Annotated in this window: 14 protein-coding genes and 1 pseudogene; 9 read left to right on the top strand and 6 right to left on the bottom strand. The window is 38.8% G+C overall.

All coding sequences use genetic code 11. The features are described from left to right. Positions 1–78: 78 nt before the first annotated feature. Positions 79–927: pseudogene (locus tag CDG59_RS13485) on the top strand (MFS transporter); the annotation flags it as partial. Position 928: 1 nt separating this feature from the next. Here CDG59_RS13485 and CDG59_RS13480 read toward each other — a convergent pair. Further along, positions 929–2,419, bottom strand: a complete 1,491-nt coding sequence (locus CDG59_RS13480; protein WP_087545756.1) for an amidase — start codon at positions 2,417–2,419, stop codon at positions 929–931. Between the two features lie 204 nt (positions 2,420–2,623). Here CDG59_RS13480 and CDG59_RS13475 point away from each other — a divergent pair, with 204 nt between their 5' ends. Further along, a complete protein-coding gene (locus tag CDG59_RS13475) occupies positions 2,624–3,100 on the top strand; it encodes a hypothetical protein (protein WP_005160433.1) in 477 nt (158 codons plus the stop codon). A gap of 46 nt (positions 3,101–3,146) precedes the next feature. On the opposite strand, the gene accC is transcribed toward CDG59_RS13475, so the two are convergent. From accC to CDG59_RS13450, 5 genes are all read right to left on the bottom strand, one after another. Beyond that, positions 3,147–4,511, bottom strand: a complete 1,365-nt coding sequence (gene accC / locus CDG59_RS13470; protein WP_087545754.1) for an acetyl-CoA carboxylase biotin carboxylase subunit — start codon at positions 4,509–4,511, stop codon at positions 3,147–3,149. A 17-nt stretch (positions 4,512–4,528) separates the two neighbouring features. Continuing rightward, positions 4,529–4,951: an acetyl-CoA carboxylase biotin carboxyl carrier protein gene (gene accB, locus CDG59_RS13465; protein WP_087545753.1), complete on the bottom strand. Its 423-nt coding sequence runs from the start codon at positions 4,949–4,951 to the stop codon at positions 4,529–4,531. Between the two features lie 26 nt (positions 4,952–4,977). Further along, the gene (gene aroQ, locus CDG59_RS13460) at positions 4,978–5,427 is read right to left on the bottom strand and encodes a type II 3-dehydroquinate dehydratase (RefSeq protein ID WP_004954622.1); all 450 of its coding nucleotides are present in this window, start codon (positions 5,425–5,427) and stop codon (positions 4,978–4,980) included. Between the two features lie 702 nt (positions 5,428–6,129). Next, on the bottom strand, positions 6,130–7,143 hold the full coding sequence (locus tag CDG59_RS13455) for an ABC transporter substrate-binding protein (protein WP_087545751.1): 1,014 nt from the start codon (positions 7,141–7,143) through the stop codon (positions 6,130–6,132). Next, positions 7,144–7,734, bottom strand: coding sequence for an ANTAR domain-containing response regulator (locus tag CDG59_RS13450; protein ID WP_087545750.1), 591 nt, complete (start codon positions 7,732–7,734; stop codon positions 7,144–7,146). It lies immediately after the preceding gene. A gap of 49 nt (positions 7,735–7,783) precedes the next feature. Between CDG59_RS13450 and CDG59_RS15675 the strand changes: the two genes are divergently transcribed. From CDG59_RS15675 to moaA, 7 genes are all read left to right on the top strand, one after another. Beyond that, positions 7,784–7,912, top strand: a complete 129-nt coding sequence (locus tag CDG59_RS15675) for a hypothetical protein (RefSeq protein WP_017397303.1) — start codon at positions 7,784–7,786, stop codon at positions 7,910–7,912. A 350-nt stretch (positions 7,913–8,262) separates the two neighbouring features. Next, a complete protein-coding gene (locus tag CDG59_RS13445) occupies positions 8,263–9,615 on the top strand; it encodes an MFS transporter (RefSeq protein ID WP_004915549.1) in 1,353 nt (450 codons plus the stop codon). A 28-nt stretch (positions 9,616–9,643) separates the two neighbouring features. Next, a complete protein-coding gene (nirB, locus tag CDG59_RS13440) occupies positions 9,644–12,190 on the top strand; it encodes a nitrite reductase large subunit NirB (protein WP_005402691.1) in 2,547 nt (848 codons plus the stop codon). A gap of 11 nt (positions 12,191–12,201) precedes the next feature. Continuing rightward, the gene (gene nirD, locus CDG59_RS13435; RefSeq protein WP_087545748.1) at positions 12,202–13,821 is read left to right on the top strand and encodes a nitrite reductase small subunit NirD; all 1,620 of its coding nucleotides are present in this window, start codon (positions 12,202–12,204) and stop codon (positions 13,819–13,821) included. 192 nt (positions 13,822–14,013) lie between these two features. Further along, a complete protein-coding gene (locus tag CDG59_RS13430) occupies positions 14,014–16,794 on the top strand; it encodes a nitrate reductase (protein WP_087545747.1) in 2,781 nt (926 codons plus the stop codon). Further along, entirely contained in the window at positions 16,791–17,414 is a 624-nt protein-coding gene (locus tag CDG59_RS13425; protein WP_087545745.1) for a molybdenum cofactor guanylyltransferase, read from the top strand. The genes CDG59_RS13430 and CDG59_RS13425 overlap by 4 nt, the downstream gene beginning before the upstream one ends. Positions 17,415–17,694: 280 nt before the next feature. After that, positions 17,695–18,720, top strand: coding sequence for a GTP 3',8-cyclase MoaA (moaA, locus tag CDG59_RS13420; protein WP_087545744.1), 1,026 nt, complete (start codon positions 17,695–17,697; stop codon positions 18,718–18,720). The last annotated feature ends 13 nt before the right edge of the window (positions 18,721–18,733 follow it).

Genomic DNA, 18,733 nt, shown 5'->3' with positions numbered 1-18,733 from the left:
AAACAAGGTGGCTTAACTAGAGCGGAATATCACTTATAAATACGCTTTTAGTTGTTCAAACAAGTGGGACCACCTCTCTTTCAAAATGCAATTTTGGCGCAATTTGAAGGCGTTACTTTATTCTGGTTGGGGGATAAACGCGCAGAGCTTTATGGAAAAGTTAGAAAGTGGGGATCTGTTGGCTTCATATTAGGCGTATTCATTATCGGAGCTCTATTAGAAATTATTCAAATTTCAATGCTACCCATTTTACTTCTAGCGGTTTCTTTTTTAGCTTTTTTGTGGTCATTTAGCATTAAAGAACCTGAACATGCGCCTAGCTCGCAAAAAAAACTAGAATCTATATTACCTATTTTAAAACGACCTACTGTGGCTGCATTTTTTGCGATTGAATTTGTTTTATTATTCTCACAAGCGCCATTTTATAGTTTTTATAGTAATTTTTTAAAAGAGATTGGATTTAGCACGACACAAATTGGAACGCTGTGGGCAACAGGCGTAATTGCAGAAATTATCATGTTTGCCATAGCGCAAAAAGTTTTCTTTACTCGTTTTTCTTGGCGGACACTAGTTGCAGTATGCTTGATTTTGACAAGTTTACGCTGGTTTTTGGTTAGTATATTAAACACACATTTTTTGGGTCAGTTATTTGCTCAATGTTTACATGCCTTTAGTTTTGGATTATTTCACTTAATTGCAGTGAAAGTGATTTTTCAAAATTTTTCAGCTGAGCAACAAGGGCGGGGACAAGCACTTTACAGCACGATGTGGGGGGTAGGGGTCGCATCTGGAAGTCTATTAGCTGGGCATTATTGGCAAGTATTTTCAGGCGCAACAATTTTCTTATATGCAAGTGGTATCGTACTCGTCGGTTTGTTTTTAGTATTTTGGCTGCCGAATCAATTGGAAACGGCAGCTAAAACTTAGATTAGAGTTGAATATTCTGATATTCAGACATCCATGGTTGTGCCTGTTCTAATTGTGCTGCAAGTTGCAATAAACGATCTTCACGTCCAAAAGGTGCAATAAAATGGCTGCCTAAAGGTAAGCCATTTTTGTTCCAATATAATGGGACTGACATGGCAGGTAGACCTGTAACATTTGCTAACTGCGTAAAAGGCACCCAACTCAAATTATCCTGCACCATTTTTTCAACTAATTTACCTTGTGCTAGATAGTGCGCTTTTCCTACTTTTAACAGTCCTTTCAAGATTGGTTTTTGCCAATTAGGTGTAGCAACTTCCCCATTTTTAGGTGCGACTGATGCTGTTGTTGGGGTTAAGTAAAGATCATATTTTTCAAAGAAAATGTTCATTTGAGTGCTATAAAGCCCCCAATTATTAAGCGTATGAATATATTCTGTTGCGGTTGTCTTGGCCCCAAAAGCAGCGAGGGCAATAGAATCTAATTCGAAATCATGATCAGTTGCACCTGCCATTTGTTTAATTTGTGCCTGTATATATGAGAACTGGCTGAACCAAGTCGTTACAAAGTCTTTTCCTAATGCTAAACCATCTATTTTTGGACGATCTTCTACAACAATATGCCCTAAAGATTCCAGTAACTGAGCGGTTTGTTGAACAGCTTGAATCGCGTCTTTAGAAACTTTTGTTCCAATCGGTGATTGAGTATTAAAAGCAATTTTGAGTTTTCTTGGAGCCTGTTGAATGATATCTAAATATTTCTTTTCAGGTGCTTCTATTCTAAAAAGTGAAGTTTGTTCTGGGCCTTGAACTGCATCGAGCATGGCAGCACTATCGCGAACTGTTTTGCAGAGAACATGTTGCATGGCAGCACCATGCATTGCTTCACTGTATTGTGGCCCCCAAGGTGTACGACCACGACTCGGCTTTAATCCAAATAAACCACAATAAGAAGCGGGGATACGAATTGATCCGCCACCGTCACCTGCGCCAGCAATCGGGACGATTCCAGCTGCAACTGCAGAGCCTGATCCACCAGAAGAACCACCGCTATTGTGTTTTAAATTCCACGGATTGTGGCAAGCTCCCCAAGCATCGGGTTCTGTAATTCCTTTGATACCAAACTCAGGTGTGTTCGTACGACCAAAAGTGATAATCCCTGTTTGTTCCCAGCGGTTTACGATTTCAGCATTAAAATCAGGTGTATAGTTAATTTTTTTTAGCGCTTGGCTACCATAAGAGGTTGGAATACCTTGATATTCTTGGAATAAGTCTTTGACTAGAAAAGGAACGCCTGCAAATAACCCAGAGGATTCTTGCTGTGTGCGCTGCTTCGCTTGCTCATACATTGGAATAATAATGGCATTTAGCTTTGGATTGACTTGATCTGTTCGTTCTAATGCAATTTTTAATAATTCTGAAGGATGAACTTGTTTGCTTTTGACCAGTTCTGCTAATCCTAAACCATCATATTGCACATATTCAGAAAATTTCATGGCTTTTATCCTTAAAGCTAAATCTTTATAAAGTAAATAAAAAAACTGTAAATTTAGAACTAGCATACCTGAAAAAATGCCATAACAATCAAATAAAATTCAAGCTAAAAATATTGTGTTTATATGGTTATGAATGCATGTTTTTCTCAAAAAATATGCTAATTTAAAGCCTTGCACCGTTTAAATTACGACTTAATTAAATCTATGAAAAATATTTATATTATTGGATTATTATGGGCTTGCTCAACATGGACTATGGCAGACACGGTCGTAAATGAAAAAGCAGTAACAGCACAACAATTGGCTAAAGCAAATGCGATTCGGGTGATAACTCGTCCTGAAATCATGGGGCTATGGGGAATGGAAATTCCTAATAATAAGAAGTGTGTCGAATACTATAATTTTCGTGGAATGAATGAGGTCGTAATTAAGAGTAACCAAGAATGGTCTTATGGTTTATATGATTATCAACCTTCAGAAGATCATAAAGAGCGTTTACCTGCATTAGTTTTACAGATTAAGTATGACAATAATCAAATGGATTGCTCAGGTCAAACACTAGACCAAACTGGTGAAGTTTCGCAATATTTTGTGAAATGGGAAAATGATCACACCATTAATTTTTGCGCCAATGAAAAAGGCGAAAAATGTTTTGCAACATTACGCCGTGTTCTACCTTAGAAAGATTGAATAATAAAAAAGCCTCTTAACTTAGAGGCTTTTTTATTTATGCTTTTTCAGCTTTCGGTTCAAGCTGTTTTAGTAGATGCTTCTCTAGATAATGAATATCCATAGCTTGTTCACAGAAGTTTTTATCTTCCAAAATAAGATCTTTGTGCAATGGAATATTGGTTTTGATTCCAGTCAAAATCATTTCATCTAAAGCTTGACGCATACGAGCTAAAGATGTTTTACGATCTTTACCATGAGCGATGAGTTTTGCAATCATCGAATCATAATACGGCGGAATGCTGTAACCCTGATAAATATGAGAATCTAAACGAATACCTGCGCCACCTGGAGCATAGAAAGTTTCTATTTTACCAGGAGAAGGTAAGAAGGTGGTCGGATCTTCAGCATTGATACGGCATTCAATCGCATGACCTTTTACTTCGACTTCATGCTGTTCAATATTTAAACCTAAACCAGCCGCAATCCGCAGTTGTTGTTCAATAATATCAATGCCAGTAACCATTTCAGTTACAGGATGCTCAACTTGAACACGAGTATTCATTTCGATAAAGAAGAATTCGCCTTCTTCAAATAAAAACTCAAAAGTTCCAGCACCACGGTATTGCATCAACTTACAAGCATTGACGCATGCTTCTAAAATATCAGCACGTGCTTGTTCTGGTAGATTTGGAGCGGGTGCTTCTTCTAACACCTTTTGATGACGACGTTGTAAAGAACAGTCTCGGTCATATAAATGGATTGCATGACCGTTACCATCACCTAACACTTGAACTTCTACATGGCGAGGTTTCTGTAAGAAGCGCTCCATGTATACAGTATCATCACCAAACCACATCTCAGCATCACGTTGTGCAGCTTGAACTGATTCAAGTAATGTGTCGACACGTTCAACGATACGCATACCACGACCGCCACCGCCTGATGCTGCTTTGACGATCAACGGGAAGCCAATTTTTTTTGCTTCAGCAAGTGCATTGTTAATCGTTACAGCATGGTCACATCCAGGCACGGTGGGTACGCCAGCCTTTTTCATGGCAATAATCGCGGATACCTTGTTACCCATAAGACGAATGTGTTCAGGGCGAGGACCAATAAAAATAAAACCTGAGCTTTCTACAATTTCAGCAAATTCAGCATTTTCAGACAAAAAGCCGTATCCAGGATGGATGGCATCCGCACCTGTAATTTCTGCAGCAGTAATAATTGCAGGAATATTTAAATAACTTTCACTTGTGGTACCCGGCCCAATACAGACAGCTTCATCAACGAAGCGTAAATGCATTAAGTCTTTGTCAGCATCAGAATAAATACCAACTGTTTTAATGCCAAGCGTTTTACAAGCTCGCGTAATTCGTAAAGCGATTTCACCGCGATTTGCAATTAATACTTTTTGCAACATTAGAATCCCCAAATTAATTAGGCGCGGTAGCGGAAAAGTGGTTGACCAAATTGGATCACTTCACCATTTTTTACCAAGATTTCTTCAATCACGCCGCTTTTAGTTGCCTCAATTGGGTTCATGATTTTCATCGCTTCGATGATACCAAGTGTTTCACCTGCAGAAACTGTTTGACCTACATTTACGAATGGGGCTTCGCCTGGGCTTGGTGCAGAATAGAACACACCAACCATCGGTGATGTTTCTACAGCGCCACGAGGTGTTTTTGCTGCTGGAGCCGCTGGAGCTGCCGTTGTAGGCGCAGCCGCCACAGGTGCAGCAGCATACACTGGAGTAGGGCGAGTCAATGAAATAGATTGATCTCCTTCCTTAACTTCAATGGCTTGTAAGTCAGATTCAATCATCAAATCGATGAGTTTCTTGATTTTACGGATATCCATGAGTGCATGTTCCTACAATGTCTAAATTAGTTAGAAGATTGAATTTTTTCAATAGCGTAATCGAGTGCGAAGGAATAACCCTTAGCACCTAGGCCACAAATTACGCCAATGGCTTTATCGGATAGAAAAGAGTGATGTCTGAATGCTTCACGAGCGTGAACATTTGACAAATGAACCTCAACAAAAGGGATTGCAACACCCAGTAACGCATCTCGCAAAGCGACAGAAGTGTGGGTGAGTGCAGCTGGGTTAATGATGATAAACTTTACACCTTCAGTTTGTGCTTGATGAATACGATCAACAATTGCACCTTCCCAGTTGCTTTGGAATGTTTCTAATGTAAGAGATGAATCTTTGGCTTGAGCAATTAATTGTTGGTTAATATCGTCTAGCGTGAGATAACCATATACTTCTGGTTCTCGCTTACCTAGCAAGTTCAAATTCGGTCCGTGAATCACCAAAATGGTTGAGCTCATTTAGCCTGCTCCAATTTTAAAATTGCAAATTTAATTTGCAAGATGTCTGCAAAGTTTGCTTATTATGGCACAAAATTCCGCAATTTTTTTATAATTTCTTTTACTGAGTGAAGAAAGTTGCATGCCAAGCATGGTGCATATAATGAAAACTTTGCAAGGAAATCGCAATGTTAAAATATGACAAAAAATAGGTTTATTTATTTTTAAAACATTTTAAACCGAACTCACCCGAATCGTTCATGAGATTTGTGTAACTGATGAGTCAATCACCTATAAGTCTTATTTTGATCATAACTTAAGTGAGTGAAAGTGTTGATTTTTTAAACATGATTGAGGCGAGAGTTAAACATCTCTTAAGATTAAAGCATTGTTTTAAAGGGATTTGTATTGTGCTTTTGTCTACTGCAATCGAGTATGAGAAAATTGCTTTTTGATATTAGAAAATTATGAAAGCTTATAAAGTGTTCACTTTGGAAATAGTATTTCTCTTAGACAATTAAGCAGATTCGTATAAATTGTAAGTTGGCAAAAATGATGAATTTTCACATTTGTCATGGCAGTTAATGACATGAAAATGTCCGAAAAAGATATCTATTGCTTCGATAATATACTTCGAACTTAAGAGACAACTTTCGATTGGCGTAGTATCTCTTATGGGTCTTTCAAAGCTGTCTTTCAATTGAAGACAGCTTTTTTTTGTCTTTAATTTACTGATGCTGTTTTATAAATCTGAGGTAGTAGACAATTTTGAGCGAGTTCAGTAGATATTTCGGATGATGATTCTAAGGCATTCCATTGCTGGATTTGCTCAAACAACCATTCAAAGTCAGTCACTTTGGGTTGTGCATCATTTTCAATCAGATGACGAACTATATTTTGTATGGCATGGTATTTTTCTACATGCACTTCTTCAGAACATTCAAACTGAATAATATCGAATTCGACTAAAAGGTCCCAAATTGGCGCAAAGTCTTCAATCGATTTAAGCTCTTGCTGTGCTTTGATTAAAGCTCGAGTGAGTGAGATTAATGTATTCGGATGCTGTTCTGCCCAATCATGTGTCACAGCAAGCACTTTATCTGCGACATTTGGGATAATTTGCTGACTTGAACATACAATTTGTCCTAATCCTGCTAGTTCAGCTTGGGTATTCCAAGGCTCACCCACACAGAAACCATCGACTAAATGAGTGCTTAGTGCTTCTACCATATACGATGGCGGTAAGGTTTTTACTTGAATGTTTTTTGCAAGTTCCCTATCTGCCAAAGCAAGCCATTCTTTTAAACAATAATGATGGATAGAATGTTGAAATACATGCGCGAGTGAAACAGGATGATTTTCTTTAAGATAATCTACTAACTTTTGAGCAGATTGTTCTGCAGTATCGTCTTTTTGAATCTGTAATTGATAACATAGCTTCTGACTCAGGCTAATAAAAGCACGACTCTCGCTTAAGACTAATGGTGTTTGTAAGGGGATACCAATCTGATCATTGCCAATCGCGGCAGCAGGTAACATAGCAGATAAGCAATGTGCAGCATCGAGTAAACCAAATGCCAGTCGATCGCGTAAACTTGCCCAAGAAGCCTCTTTGATCAGTCGAACATCTAATCCTTCTTCATCAAAAAAACCGCGTTGTTTAGCCCAAAGCAGTGCTACGCAATCAAGTAAAGGAATATAACCAAGTTGCAATTCTGTTTTTTCTAAACTGCTCATTTATTCATCCTTTAGTTGATTGTTTAAAAGCTCTTGTGCATCGATTAGACGACGTGCCATTTCACCGATGGTCATACGATGACTCATCGCATTTTTTCTTAATAATTGGAATGCTGTATCTTCAGTGAGACCGTGAAGTTGCATAAGCAAAACTTTCGCTTTTTCAATATCTTTTCGATCTGCGAGTTTTGTTTTTGCATCTTTTAGATCACATTCAAGTTTTTTATGCTTTTTATATTGCTCAATCGAAATGTCTAGAATGGTATGTAAACGACTTGGATCGATACCATCAACAATATAGGCAGTGATGCCTGCATCAATTGCTTGTTTGATGGTGTCTTTGTCAGTGTTTTTAGTAAAGAGTACAGTGGGTAGGTCAAAGTTACTTACACAGCTTTCAATAACGTCACGATGTGGATGATCCATATCGAGCAAAATGACATCTGCTTGAAGATGTTCCAATTTGAAAATATTCAGGTGATCAAGAGTAAAGCAAGCAACAACATCAAAATCATGTTCAATTAAACAAGTTTTGATGTATTCAGCTCGGGCTTGATCATCATCAATAAGTGCGATTCTGAGTTTCGGCATAAGTATAAAGATCAAACGATAAGTGTGTGTGCATTTAAGACGATGCACGATGAATGTTGTTTTAAAAGCAAAATTGGTGCCATTGGAGTTATTCTTATTCGGTGCAATCGCTCCTTTAGCATCTACATTATGCGCTTTATTGTATCGTTCATTGATTTCAGAACCAAAGAAAATTTAGAACTATGTTTTAAAACCATAAAATGTATTGTTTTGGTGCGTAAAAAGAGTTCTTTTGAAGCAGAAAGAATTATGCTTTAAAACGGGTCATCCTCATAAAGCCCTATTTTGTATAGGGGTAAAATGTAGTGCTTAAGCTATTTTTATTTATAAAAATCATTAAAAAACAATAATTAATATAATTTCCTGCTTTGATTTATTAAAGTTGGCATAGCATTTGCTAAATATTTATTGAGTCAAAGACGACTTTCCAAAAAATTGTAAGACGGCCAACGATGTCCGATCTGATCTGTTTGTTCACACAGAGTGCTGTGTCAACAAAGCAATATACGTTCAGTATGGGAGATGGCAATGTCTTTAGATTTATCGGCAAAAAAAGCCACATCAATAAAGTTATTTAACTTTTCTGCACCAGCGATGCGGGCATTCCACATGAGTTGGCTTGCTTTCTTCGTTTGTTTCTTTGCTTGGTTTGCATGTGCACCTTTAATGCCAGTCATTGCAGGTGAATTTCATCTGACTAAAGATCAAATCGCAAATATCAATATCGCAGCAGTCGCAATCACCATCTTAGTCCGTTTGATCGTTGGTCCTTTATGTGACAAGTACGGACCACGTAAAACATATACCGCTTTGTTGATTATCGGCAGTATCCCCGTTTTTGGTGTCGCTTCTGCAAATAGTTATGAATCATTTCTGTTCTTTCGCTTATTAATTGGTGCAATTGGTGCGAGTTTTGTGATTACGCAATACCACACTAGCATCATGTTTGCTCCAAATGTCGTGGGAACTGCAAACGCAGCCTCAGCTGGTTGGGGTAATGCTGGTGGTGGGGCAACACAAGCACTCATGCCGTTATTACTATCTGCATTGGTGATGTTTGGTGTTGAGCAAGCATTTGGTTGGAGACTCGCACTAATCGTTCCAGGTGTCATGATGGTGATCGTAGGTTTCCTTTACTGGAAGTTTACTCAAGATTGTCCTCAAGGTGATTTCAAAGAGTTACGTGCTCAGGGTGTGGTTGTTGGTAGCGATAAAAAAGGTGGTCTAGCAATCTTAATGCATGCTGCACGCAACTATCGCGTATGGATTCTCTTCTTCTCATATGCAGCTTGTTTCGGTATCGAAATCTTTATCCATAACATCATTGCAATGTACTACGTCGAACACTTTAGTTTCGGATTAAAAGAAGCTGGTTTAGCAGCAGGTATCTTTGGTTTGCTCGCATTATTTGCCCGTGCATTGGGTGGGATTCTTTCAGACAAAGTTGCACTCAAAAAAGGCTTGGATGGTCGTACTAAAGTACTGTTTGGATTGATCCTTGGCGAAGGGCTTTTCTTAATGTTGTTCTCGCAAATGAATGGACCTGTACTCGCTATTCTCGTAATGACGGTATTTGCATTATTCACACACATGGCATGTGGTGCGACTTATGCGCTTGTTCCATTCATTGATCGTGAAGCGCTAGGTGGTGTTGCAGGCATCATCGGTGCAGGTGGAAACGTTGGTGCAGTGGCAGCAGGTTTCTTACTGAAAGGTATGTTGGATATTCAAACTTGTTTAATGGTTTTAGGTGGCTTAGTGGTCATTGCTGCGAGTTCGGTCATGCTTATCCGATTTTCGGTAGAGCATAAAGAAAAAGAACAACGTTTATTTGAACAAGCAATTTTAGAACGTGGCTCAGAACAAAACAGCGCAGCTTAATCTCAGATTAGATTTTAGGAGAAACACAATGAAATTAGTGATGATTGGTCACGGTATGGTGGGTCATAAATTCATCGAAGCCATCTTAGAGAAAGCTGATGATGAATTAGAGATAACAATTCTTGCTGAAGAACCACGTATTGCATATGACCGCGTACATTTGACTGAATATTTTTCAGGTAAATCAGCGAAAGATTTATCACTTGCTCGTTTCGATTTTGCCGATGCTCATGGTATCGATTTAAGACTAAATACCAAAGCTATTGCAATTGATACAAAAGAACAAACAGTGACAACTAGTATGGGTGATGTCATCAGTTACGACAAACTTGTACTGGCAACTGGTTCATATGCTTTCGTTCCGCCAATTGCAGGTAATGATCGTGAAAATTGCTTTGTATATCGTACCATCGAAGATTTAGATGCGATCCGTGCTGCAAGCCTAAACGCGACATCAGGTGTGGTGATCGGTGGTGGTCTATTAGGTTTGGAAGCGGCTAAAGCTTTACGTGATTTAAATCTTGAAACACATGTAGTTGAGTTTGCACCACGTTTGATGGCGGTTCAGATCGATGATTTGGGCGGTAAAGTATTACGCCGTAAAATCGAAAACTTAGGTGTAAAAGTTCACACACAAAAAGCAACGCAATGTATTGAAGCTGGCAATAATGCTAAGCATGTAATGAAATTTGCTGATGGTAGTGAGCTTGAAACGGATGTGATTTTATTCTCTGCGGGGATTCGTCCACGTGATGAGTTAGCACGTTCAAGTGGTTTAGCGCTTGGTGAGCGTGGTGGTATCAAGATCAATGATTACTGCCAAACCTCTGATGAAAATATTTACGCAATTGGTGAATGTGCACTTTGGGACAATAAAATCTATGGTCTCGTTGCACCTGGATATGACATGGCGCGTATCGCAGCCAAACATATCTTAGCTGAAGAAACACATTGTTTCGCTGGTGCTGATATGAGCACTAAGTTGAAATTGATGGGTGTAGATGTGGCATCGGTTGGTGATGCACATGGTATGACACCGAACTCACTTAGCTATTTCTATGCTGATGAAGATGCATTGGTTTATAAGAAAATCGTTGTCGATGCAGATAAAACCAAATTACTGGGTGCAGTACTGGTTGGTGATGCAAAAGAATATAACGATCTTTTACAAATGATGTTGAATGGTATCGCATTGCCAGAAACACCTGAAAGCTTAATCATGCCAGGATTTGCTGATTCTGGTGCGAAGGCGGGCGGTAGCGGTGTTGATTTACTTCCAGATAGCGCAACGATTTGTTCATGTAACAACGTATCGAAAGCAGATATTTGCCAAGCTATTTGTGATGGTTCCACCTCTTTAGGTGCTTTAAAGAAATGTACTAAAGCAGCAACAGCATGTGGTGGTTGTGCGCCATTAGTTACTCAAGTTTTAAAGTCTGAGTTACAACGTCAAGGTGTAACGGTTAATAACCATGTATGCGAACACTTCCCATACTCACGTCAAGAGATCTATCACTTGGTGCGTGTCAATGAAATCAAAACATTTGATGATTTGATTCAACAACATGGTCATGGTTTAGGTTGTGATATCTGTAAACCAATGACAGCAAACATTTTGGCATCGTGCTGGAATGACTTTGTATTGGAACCAACGCATGCAGGTCTACAAGACAGTAATGACTACTACTTAGGAAATATCCAAAAGGATGGTTCATACTCAGTTGTACCGCGTATGGCAGGTGGTGAAGTTACTCCAGATGGTTTGATTGCTGTAGGTCAAATTGCTAAAAAATATAACCTGTATACCAAAATTACAGGTGGTCAACGCGTTGATTTATTTGGTGCACAACTACACGAGCTACCATTTATTTGGGAAGAGTTGAATGCAGCAGGCTTCGAGTCAGGTCATGCTTACGGTAAATCATTACGTACAGTGAAATCATGTGTAGGTAGCACGTGGTGCCGTTATGGCGTAGATGATTCTGTTGGTTTAGCGATTGAATTAGAAAATCGCTACAAAGGCTTACGCTCACCGCACAAACTAAAAATGGCTGTCTCGGGTTGTACGCGTGAGTGTGCTGAAGCACAAGGTAAAGATGTTGGTGTCATTGCGACAGAAAAAGGCTGGAACCTATATGTGTGTGGTAATGGTGGAATGAAACCACGCCATGCAGAGCTTTTAGCTTCTGATCTAGATACTGAAACTTTGATTCGTTATATCGACCGCTTCTTTATGTTCTATATCCAAACTGCTGATCGTTTACAACGTACGAGTGTATGGCGTGACAACATGGAAGGTGGTTTAGATTATCTCAAAGCTGTAATTGTCGATGATTCGCTTGGTCTTGCAGAAGAACTTGAAAATCGCATGGCACATGTAATTGGAACTTATCAAGACGAATGGCGTACTGCGGTAGAGAATCCTGAGATTCGTAAACGCTTCCAAACTTACATTAATGCAAGCGCTGAAGAGCAAGCTGATCCATATATTCAATTTACTGAAGTGCGTGATCAGATCCGTCCATTAAATGAAGCTGAGCGTTCAGTTGATCGTATCCCGATGGTAGAAGCATAAGGAGAATCAAAATGACAAATCTAAAAGACATGAATATGCTTCCAGAAAATCAATGGATTGATGTGTGTCATCTTGATGACATCACGCCAAATACAGGTGTAGGTGCACTTATTGCGGGTCAATCCGTTGCTTTATTCCGCGTAGGGAACGAAAAACGTATTTATGCATTAAGTAATAAAGATCCGTTTAGCCAAGCAAATGTAATGGCGCGCGGTATTATTGGTGATTTGCAAGGTGAGCGTGTTATTGCCTCACCGATTTACAAACAACACTTCAGTTTAGCAACAGGTCGATGCCTAGAAGATAAAGATCAAAAGCTTTCTGTTTTTCCAACCAAAATCGAAAATGGTCGAGTTTGGGTAGGTACTGTTCCGCAAAAAACTTATATTACCAATAATGGTGTTTCTCAAGAAAAACTGAAGCTCGTTTTGATCGGTAATGGTTTGGCTGGAATGCGCTGTCTAGAGGATTTACTCGACATGGCACCTGATCGTTATGATGTGACGGTGATTGGTGAAGAGCCTTGGGGTAACTATAACCGTATCATGCTTTCACCCGTGCTTTCTGGTGAGAAAACTATTGATGACATTATGTTGCATCCACATGCATGGTACAGCGATAAGGGCATCAAATTTATTGCTGACGATCCTGCTATAAAAATTGATCGTACTCGTAAAGTAGTGCATACACAAAAAGGCGAAAGTGTCGATTACGATCGTTTGATTATTGCAACAGGTTCATCTCCATTTATCCCACCTGTACAAGGCGTGGATTTGAAAGGTGTGATCAGCTTCCGTGATATTTATGATGTCAATACCATGATTAAATATTGCGAAACGAAGAAAAATGCTGTGGTGATTGGTGGTGGTTTGCTTGGCTTAGAAGCAGCTTACGGTCTCAAGCAACGTGGCATGAATGTCACTGTTCTTCATTTGATGGATCGCATTATGGAGCGTCAGCTTGATGGTCGTGCGAGTCGTATGTTGCGTCAAAGTATTGAAGAAAAAGGGATTAATATTATCACTGAGGCAAATACTGAAGCATTGATTGGTAAAGATGGTCATGTTAACCAAGTACGTCTGAAAGATGGCACAGTGTTGGATGCTGATCTTGTCGTATTTGCTGTAGGTATTCGTCCAAATATTGCTTTGGCTCAAAGTGCTGGTTTACGTTGCAATCGTGGTATTTTGGTCAATGATACGATGCAAACATTTGACCCAAGTATTTATGCTGTGGGTGAATGTATTGAACATCGTAACCAAACCTTTGGATTGGTGGAGCCACTTTGGGGGCAAGCATTTATTTGCGCAACCCATTTAGCTGAACATGGTAGCTTAACGTTTAAGTCTCCAACGGTACCAACTCAGCTTAAAGTGAGTGGTGTCGATGTCTTTTCAGCAGGTAATTTTGAGCCTAAAGAAGATTATGAAGACATCATTCTAAATGACGAAAAACGCCATATTTACAAGCGTATTATTATCCAAAAAGATAAAGTGATTGGCGCTGTTTTATTCGGTGATACCGAAGATGGTATGTGGTATGCCGAGTTAATTGCGGATCAAACACCTGTTTCGACATTTAGAAATAAATTGTTATTTGGTAAAGATTTTGCATTGAAAAAAGCAGGTTAATCTTACTTTGGTTTAGGAGAAATTTCTCCTAAACCAAAAACTCAGTCATTTAACTACTTTATGGTAGTCAACCAAAGATTCACAATAAAAGTTAAGGCGTAGATTATAAATTGGCTATTGATCACGGATCATACAATTTTAAGCGATCGAAACTTTAGTTAGGGCAAAGATGGAATAGGTAAAGGAGCAGTCATGAACAGTATTCAAAATTTAGAACACAGTCGCTCCGATCATGCACAAACACTCATTACAAAAACAACTTGTCCATATTGTGGCGTTGGATGTGGTGTTAATGTTGAAGTTCAACATAAAACACAAGGTTCAAATATTAAAGTTTCAGGAGATACAGAGCACCCTGCAAATTTTGGGCGACTCTGTATTAAAGGGAGCAATTTAGCAGACACCTTAGAGTTGGAAACCCGTGTTTTAAATCCGATGTTGGGACGCAAAAATCATCGTCAAACAACTACGTGGGACGCTGCAATTGACAAAATTGCAACTCAATTTCAGGCATGTATTGAGCAATATGGACCCGAAAGTGTGGCATTTTATGTTTCGGGGCAGTTATTAACTGAAGATTATTATGTGGTGAATAAATTCGTAAAGGGTTATTTAGGCACAGCCAATATTGATACCAATTCACGTCTGTGCATGTCTTCAGCAGTTGCCGCGCATAAACGTAGCTTTGGTGAGGATATTGTACCTGCAAGTTATGAAGACTTTGAACATGCTGATATGGTGGTATTGGTTGGTTCAAATACAGCATGGTGTCATCCAGTTTTGTATCAACGGATTATGCAAGCGAAGAGTCAAAATCCTAATTTATTTGTGGTTGTCGTCGATCCACGATTTACGAGCACTTGTGAGCAAGCAGATTTACATTTGCCAATCTTGCCAGGTCAAGATGTCGCTTTGTTTAACGGGTTATTTCAGTATTTATATAAAAATAATTGTGTAGATCATCACTTTGTTGAAAGCTATACCGAAGGTTTGGCCGCACTTTTAGATGCGAGTAAAACAGAAGCCGACTTCAATGCATTGGTGAAGCGCACAGGTATTTCAGAAGAAAAATTACAATTGTTTTTTGATAAATTTGCCACAACTGAAAAAGTAGTAACTCTTTTTTCTATGGGAGTTAATCAATCATCTCAAGGGGTGAATAAAGCCAATAGTATTATCAACTGTCATTTGCTGACGGGTAAAATTGGTAAGTTAGGCGCTGCTCCATTTTCAATGACTGGACAACCCAATGCGATGGGTGGTCGTGAGGTTGGTGGACTGGCCAATATGTTGGCAGCACACTTGGATATTGATAACCCAACACATCAAAATTTGGTGCAAAGTTTTTGGAATAGTCCAGCTATTGCAACAAAAGCGGGTCTTAAAGCGGTTGATTTATTCCAAGCGGTTGAAAGTGGAAAAATTAAAGCAATCTGGATTATGGCGACCAATCCTGTGGTAAGTCTGCCTGATGCTGATCAAGTGAAACGAGCATTGGATAAATGTGAATTTGTCGTTGTTTCAGATATCTGTTCCGATACCGATACCACGGCTTATGCTGATATTTTGCTACCAGCATTAGGTTGGGGTGAAAAAGATGGAACGGTAACTAACTCAGAACGTCGAATTTCACGTCAACGCGCATTTTTAGCTTCACCAAAACAAGCCAAAGCAGATTGGTGGGCTGTTGCTGAAGTTGCAAAAAAACTTGGTTTTTCTGGTTTTGATTTTAGCAATGCGTGTGACATCTTTAATGAGCATGCTGCATTGTCAGCATATCAAAATGCAAGTTTAGCTGAACGTGATCAGGTAGAAAATTTTCGTTATTTTAATTTAAAAGGTTTAACCAATCTAAGTCTTGAAGAATATAACGAGTTAAAACCAACGCAATGGCCTGTGTGGGAAAAAGGTCAGACGACATCGGTTAAGCAACTTTTTGGTCAAGGCGAGTTTAGTTATGCTTCTCGTAAAGCAAAACTTATTCCAACGATCGCAATCGATCCCGTACACTCAGTTTCTGAAGATTATCCGTTAATTCTGAATACGGGGCGTATTCGGGATCAATGGCATACCATGACACGTACAGGTTTATCAGCAAATTTGACCACACATCGTGCTGAACCATTTTGTGAGATTCATCCAAACGATGCGCTTAAATTTGGTATTCGCGATAAAGGATTGGTCGAGATTCGTTCGGCATGGGGAAGTTGTGTATTACGTGTGACATTGGCTCAAGGTGTTCGTCGTGGACAAATCTTTGCGCCGATTCATTGGACAGAACAAGTTGCCTCAGATGCTCGGATTGGTAAAGTAGTTAACCCTGTTGTGGATGCAATTTCAGGTGAACCTGAGTTTAAGCATACGCCAGTATCAATACAGCCTTTCTATACGACTTGGCAAGGCGTTTTATATGTTCGAGAAGGGTTCGAACATCAAATCAAAGCATCTTTACAGACTTGTGCTTGGTGGACAAAAATCAAAACTGCAAAAGCAATGCGTTATGAGCTTGCCGATCGACACAGTATTGATCAAACTCAAAAAAACTTAAAAACCTTTTTGCCTTTTGTCGATGAAACATATGAATGGTTAAGTATTGAGGATATTTCATCGCAACTCAGTCATAGTATTGTACTCAAAGATGGGATTTTAATCGCAAGTCTTTATATTGCACCTGCTGAGTTATTACCAGATCGTGATTGGGTTGCAAGTTTATTTAAACGTGAGCGATTAAGTGCTTTGCACCGTAAAGCATTGTTGGCAGGTATGCCAATGTCTGCTGCTAATAACGATGGTCCATTGGTGTGTAGTTGCTTTAAAGTCGGCAAAAACAAGATTATTGAGGCCATTAAAACGCAAAATATCACCCATGAAAAGCAAGTCACGGCATGTTTAAAAGCGGGCGGTAACTGTGGTTCATGTTTACCAGAAATTCGTGGTTTGATTAAGACTTGTCAGTTGGAGGCAGAAGCATGACTATGCAAATTCCCGCTACAGATCTCGTGATCTTGGCGGGAGGACAAGCGCGCCGTATGAATGGCATGAATAAATTACTTCAACAATTTGATGATCAAATTCAACTATCTAAAATTTGTCAGAAATTTAAATCAGAAGTGCAAAGCATTTGGGTAAACAGTCATCGAGATAGTTCGATTTACAAGCAGATTGAACCGAATATCTATTGTTATTCAGATGATCAAACAGGTTTTTTAGGTCCATTAATGGGGATGAAAAGTGCGTGGTCCCATCTGCAATCGGACTATGCTTTGTTTATTCCGTGCGATGTTACGTATATACCCAATCAAGTTTTAATTAAGTTGCATCGCGCACTACAAAAAAATCCACAAGCACTAGTGGCTTATGTTGCAATTAATGGAGATGCTTTATATCCATTTTGTTTATTAAAAAGAGAGAGTTTACCCATTTTAAAACAACAAATTTCCGCTGGTAAATTGAGCTTGCGTGAATCTTTTAAACAGCTAAATTCTCAGCAAGTTATTTTGCAAAAGCAAAGTCTGTTTTGTCATAGCATCAATTCGCTAGATGAATTGCAGCAGTACCAGCAGATGAAATTTTTTAAACAATTGTTTATTTAAAATTTTAGCTTTAAGTTAATCGCACCAAAATATTTCAAAAAATACAAAATTGCTTTTAATTGGTGCGAATGGTTTTCGGTTGTATATTGAAATTTATAACAGTTGTGTGTTGTGAAGCGATAAATTGTTTTGTTAGATAAATAAATGCTCTCAAGGTGGATTAGAGTAAAATATTGGAATAAATATTGCTTAAGTAGAGCAGTATGCTGCACATATACAAGCCGCGTCGCACATAACTTGTGCTTAAGTGTTCAGCAAATTCACAATATGAGTGCAAAAGATGAAGCATGATATATCTACGAACATTCCGATCTTAGAAGATCAGTATGGTCGTATTAAGCGTAAGTTGCGGATTTCCGTAACAGATCGTTGCAATTTCAAATGCACCTATTGTATGCCTGAACATCCAGAATGGATGAAAAAACAAGATTTACTCAGTTTTGAAGCGTTGCTGCTATTTTGCCAATATATGGTGAAGCAAGGGATTGAAAATATTCGCATTACTGGGGGAGAACCTTTAATGCGTCAGGGTGTTGTTCATTTTATTCGAGATTTACAGAGTTTACGAGTATTGGGTTTAAAACGAATCTCGATCACTACCAATGCACATTATTTAGCTAAATATGCGGAACCCCTAAAACAAGCTGGATTAGATGATCTTAATATCAGCCTAGATAGTTTAGACCCAGATCAATTCAAGCAACTGACTAAAAAAGAACTCACACCCGTATTAAATGGGATAGAGGCGGCAAAAAAAGCGGGGCTTGCTTTCAAAATCAATTGTGTGTTGATGAAAGGTCAGAATGATGATCAGATTCTGCCAATGGTAAAGTGGGCGAAGCAACACAGTATTCCATTACGTTTTATTGAATTTATGCCTCTGGATGGTGATCAGCATTGGACTGATCAGGCAGTGGTCAGTGAAGCAGAAATTTTAGCGCAACTTCAGCCTTTTTATCAGATTCAAGTTTTGCAACAGCAGCATGAACCTGCACGTCAGTATCAGTTAGATGGGCAATATTGTATTGGTATTATTTCAACGATAACTCATTCATTTTGCGGTGATTGTGATCGAATTCGATTAACAGCACAAGGTGAATTATATAATTGTTTATTTGCACAACAGGGTCTGAATATAAAGCCGTATTTACAAGCTGTGATTAAACAGAAACAACTAGCTCAAGATATCAATGATCAAGAGCTTGATCAGCAAATTAAACCTTATATTTGGCATAAAGCGAAAGGTTATCATGCGATAAAACACCAACAAGTACGCAAAATTAGTATGCATATGTTGGGTGGTTAGTTTGGAAAAAAGT

It is taken from the genome of Acinetobacter sp. WCHA29, assembly GCF_002165335.1.
Taxonomy (GTDB): domain Bacteria; phylum Pseudomonadota; class Gammaproteobacteria; order Pseudomonadales; family Moraxellaceae; genus Acinetobacter.
This window is presented reverse-complemented; position numbering and strand designations above follow the sequence as displayed.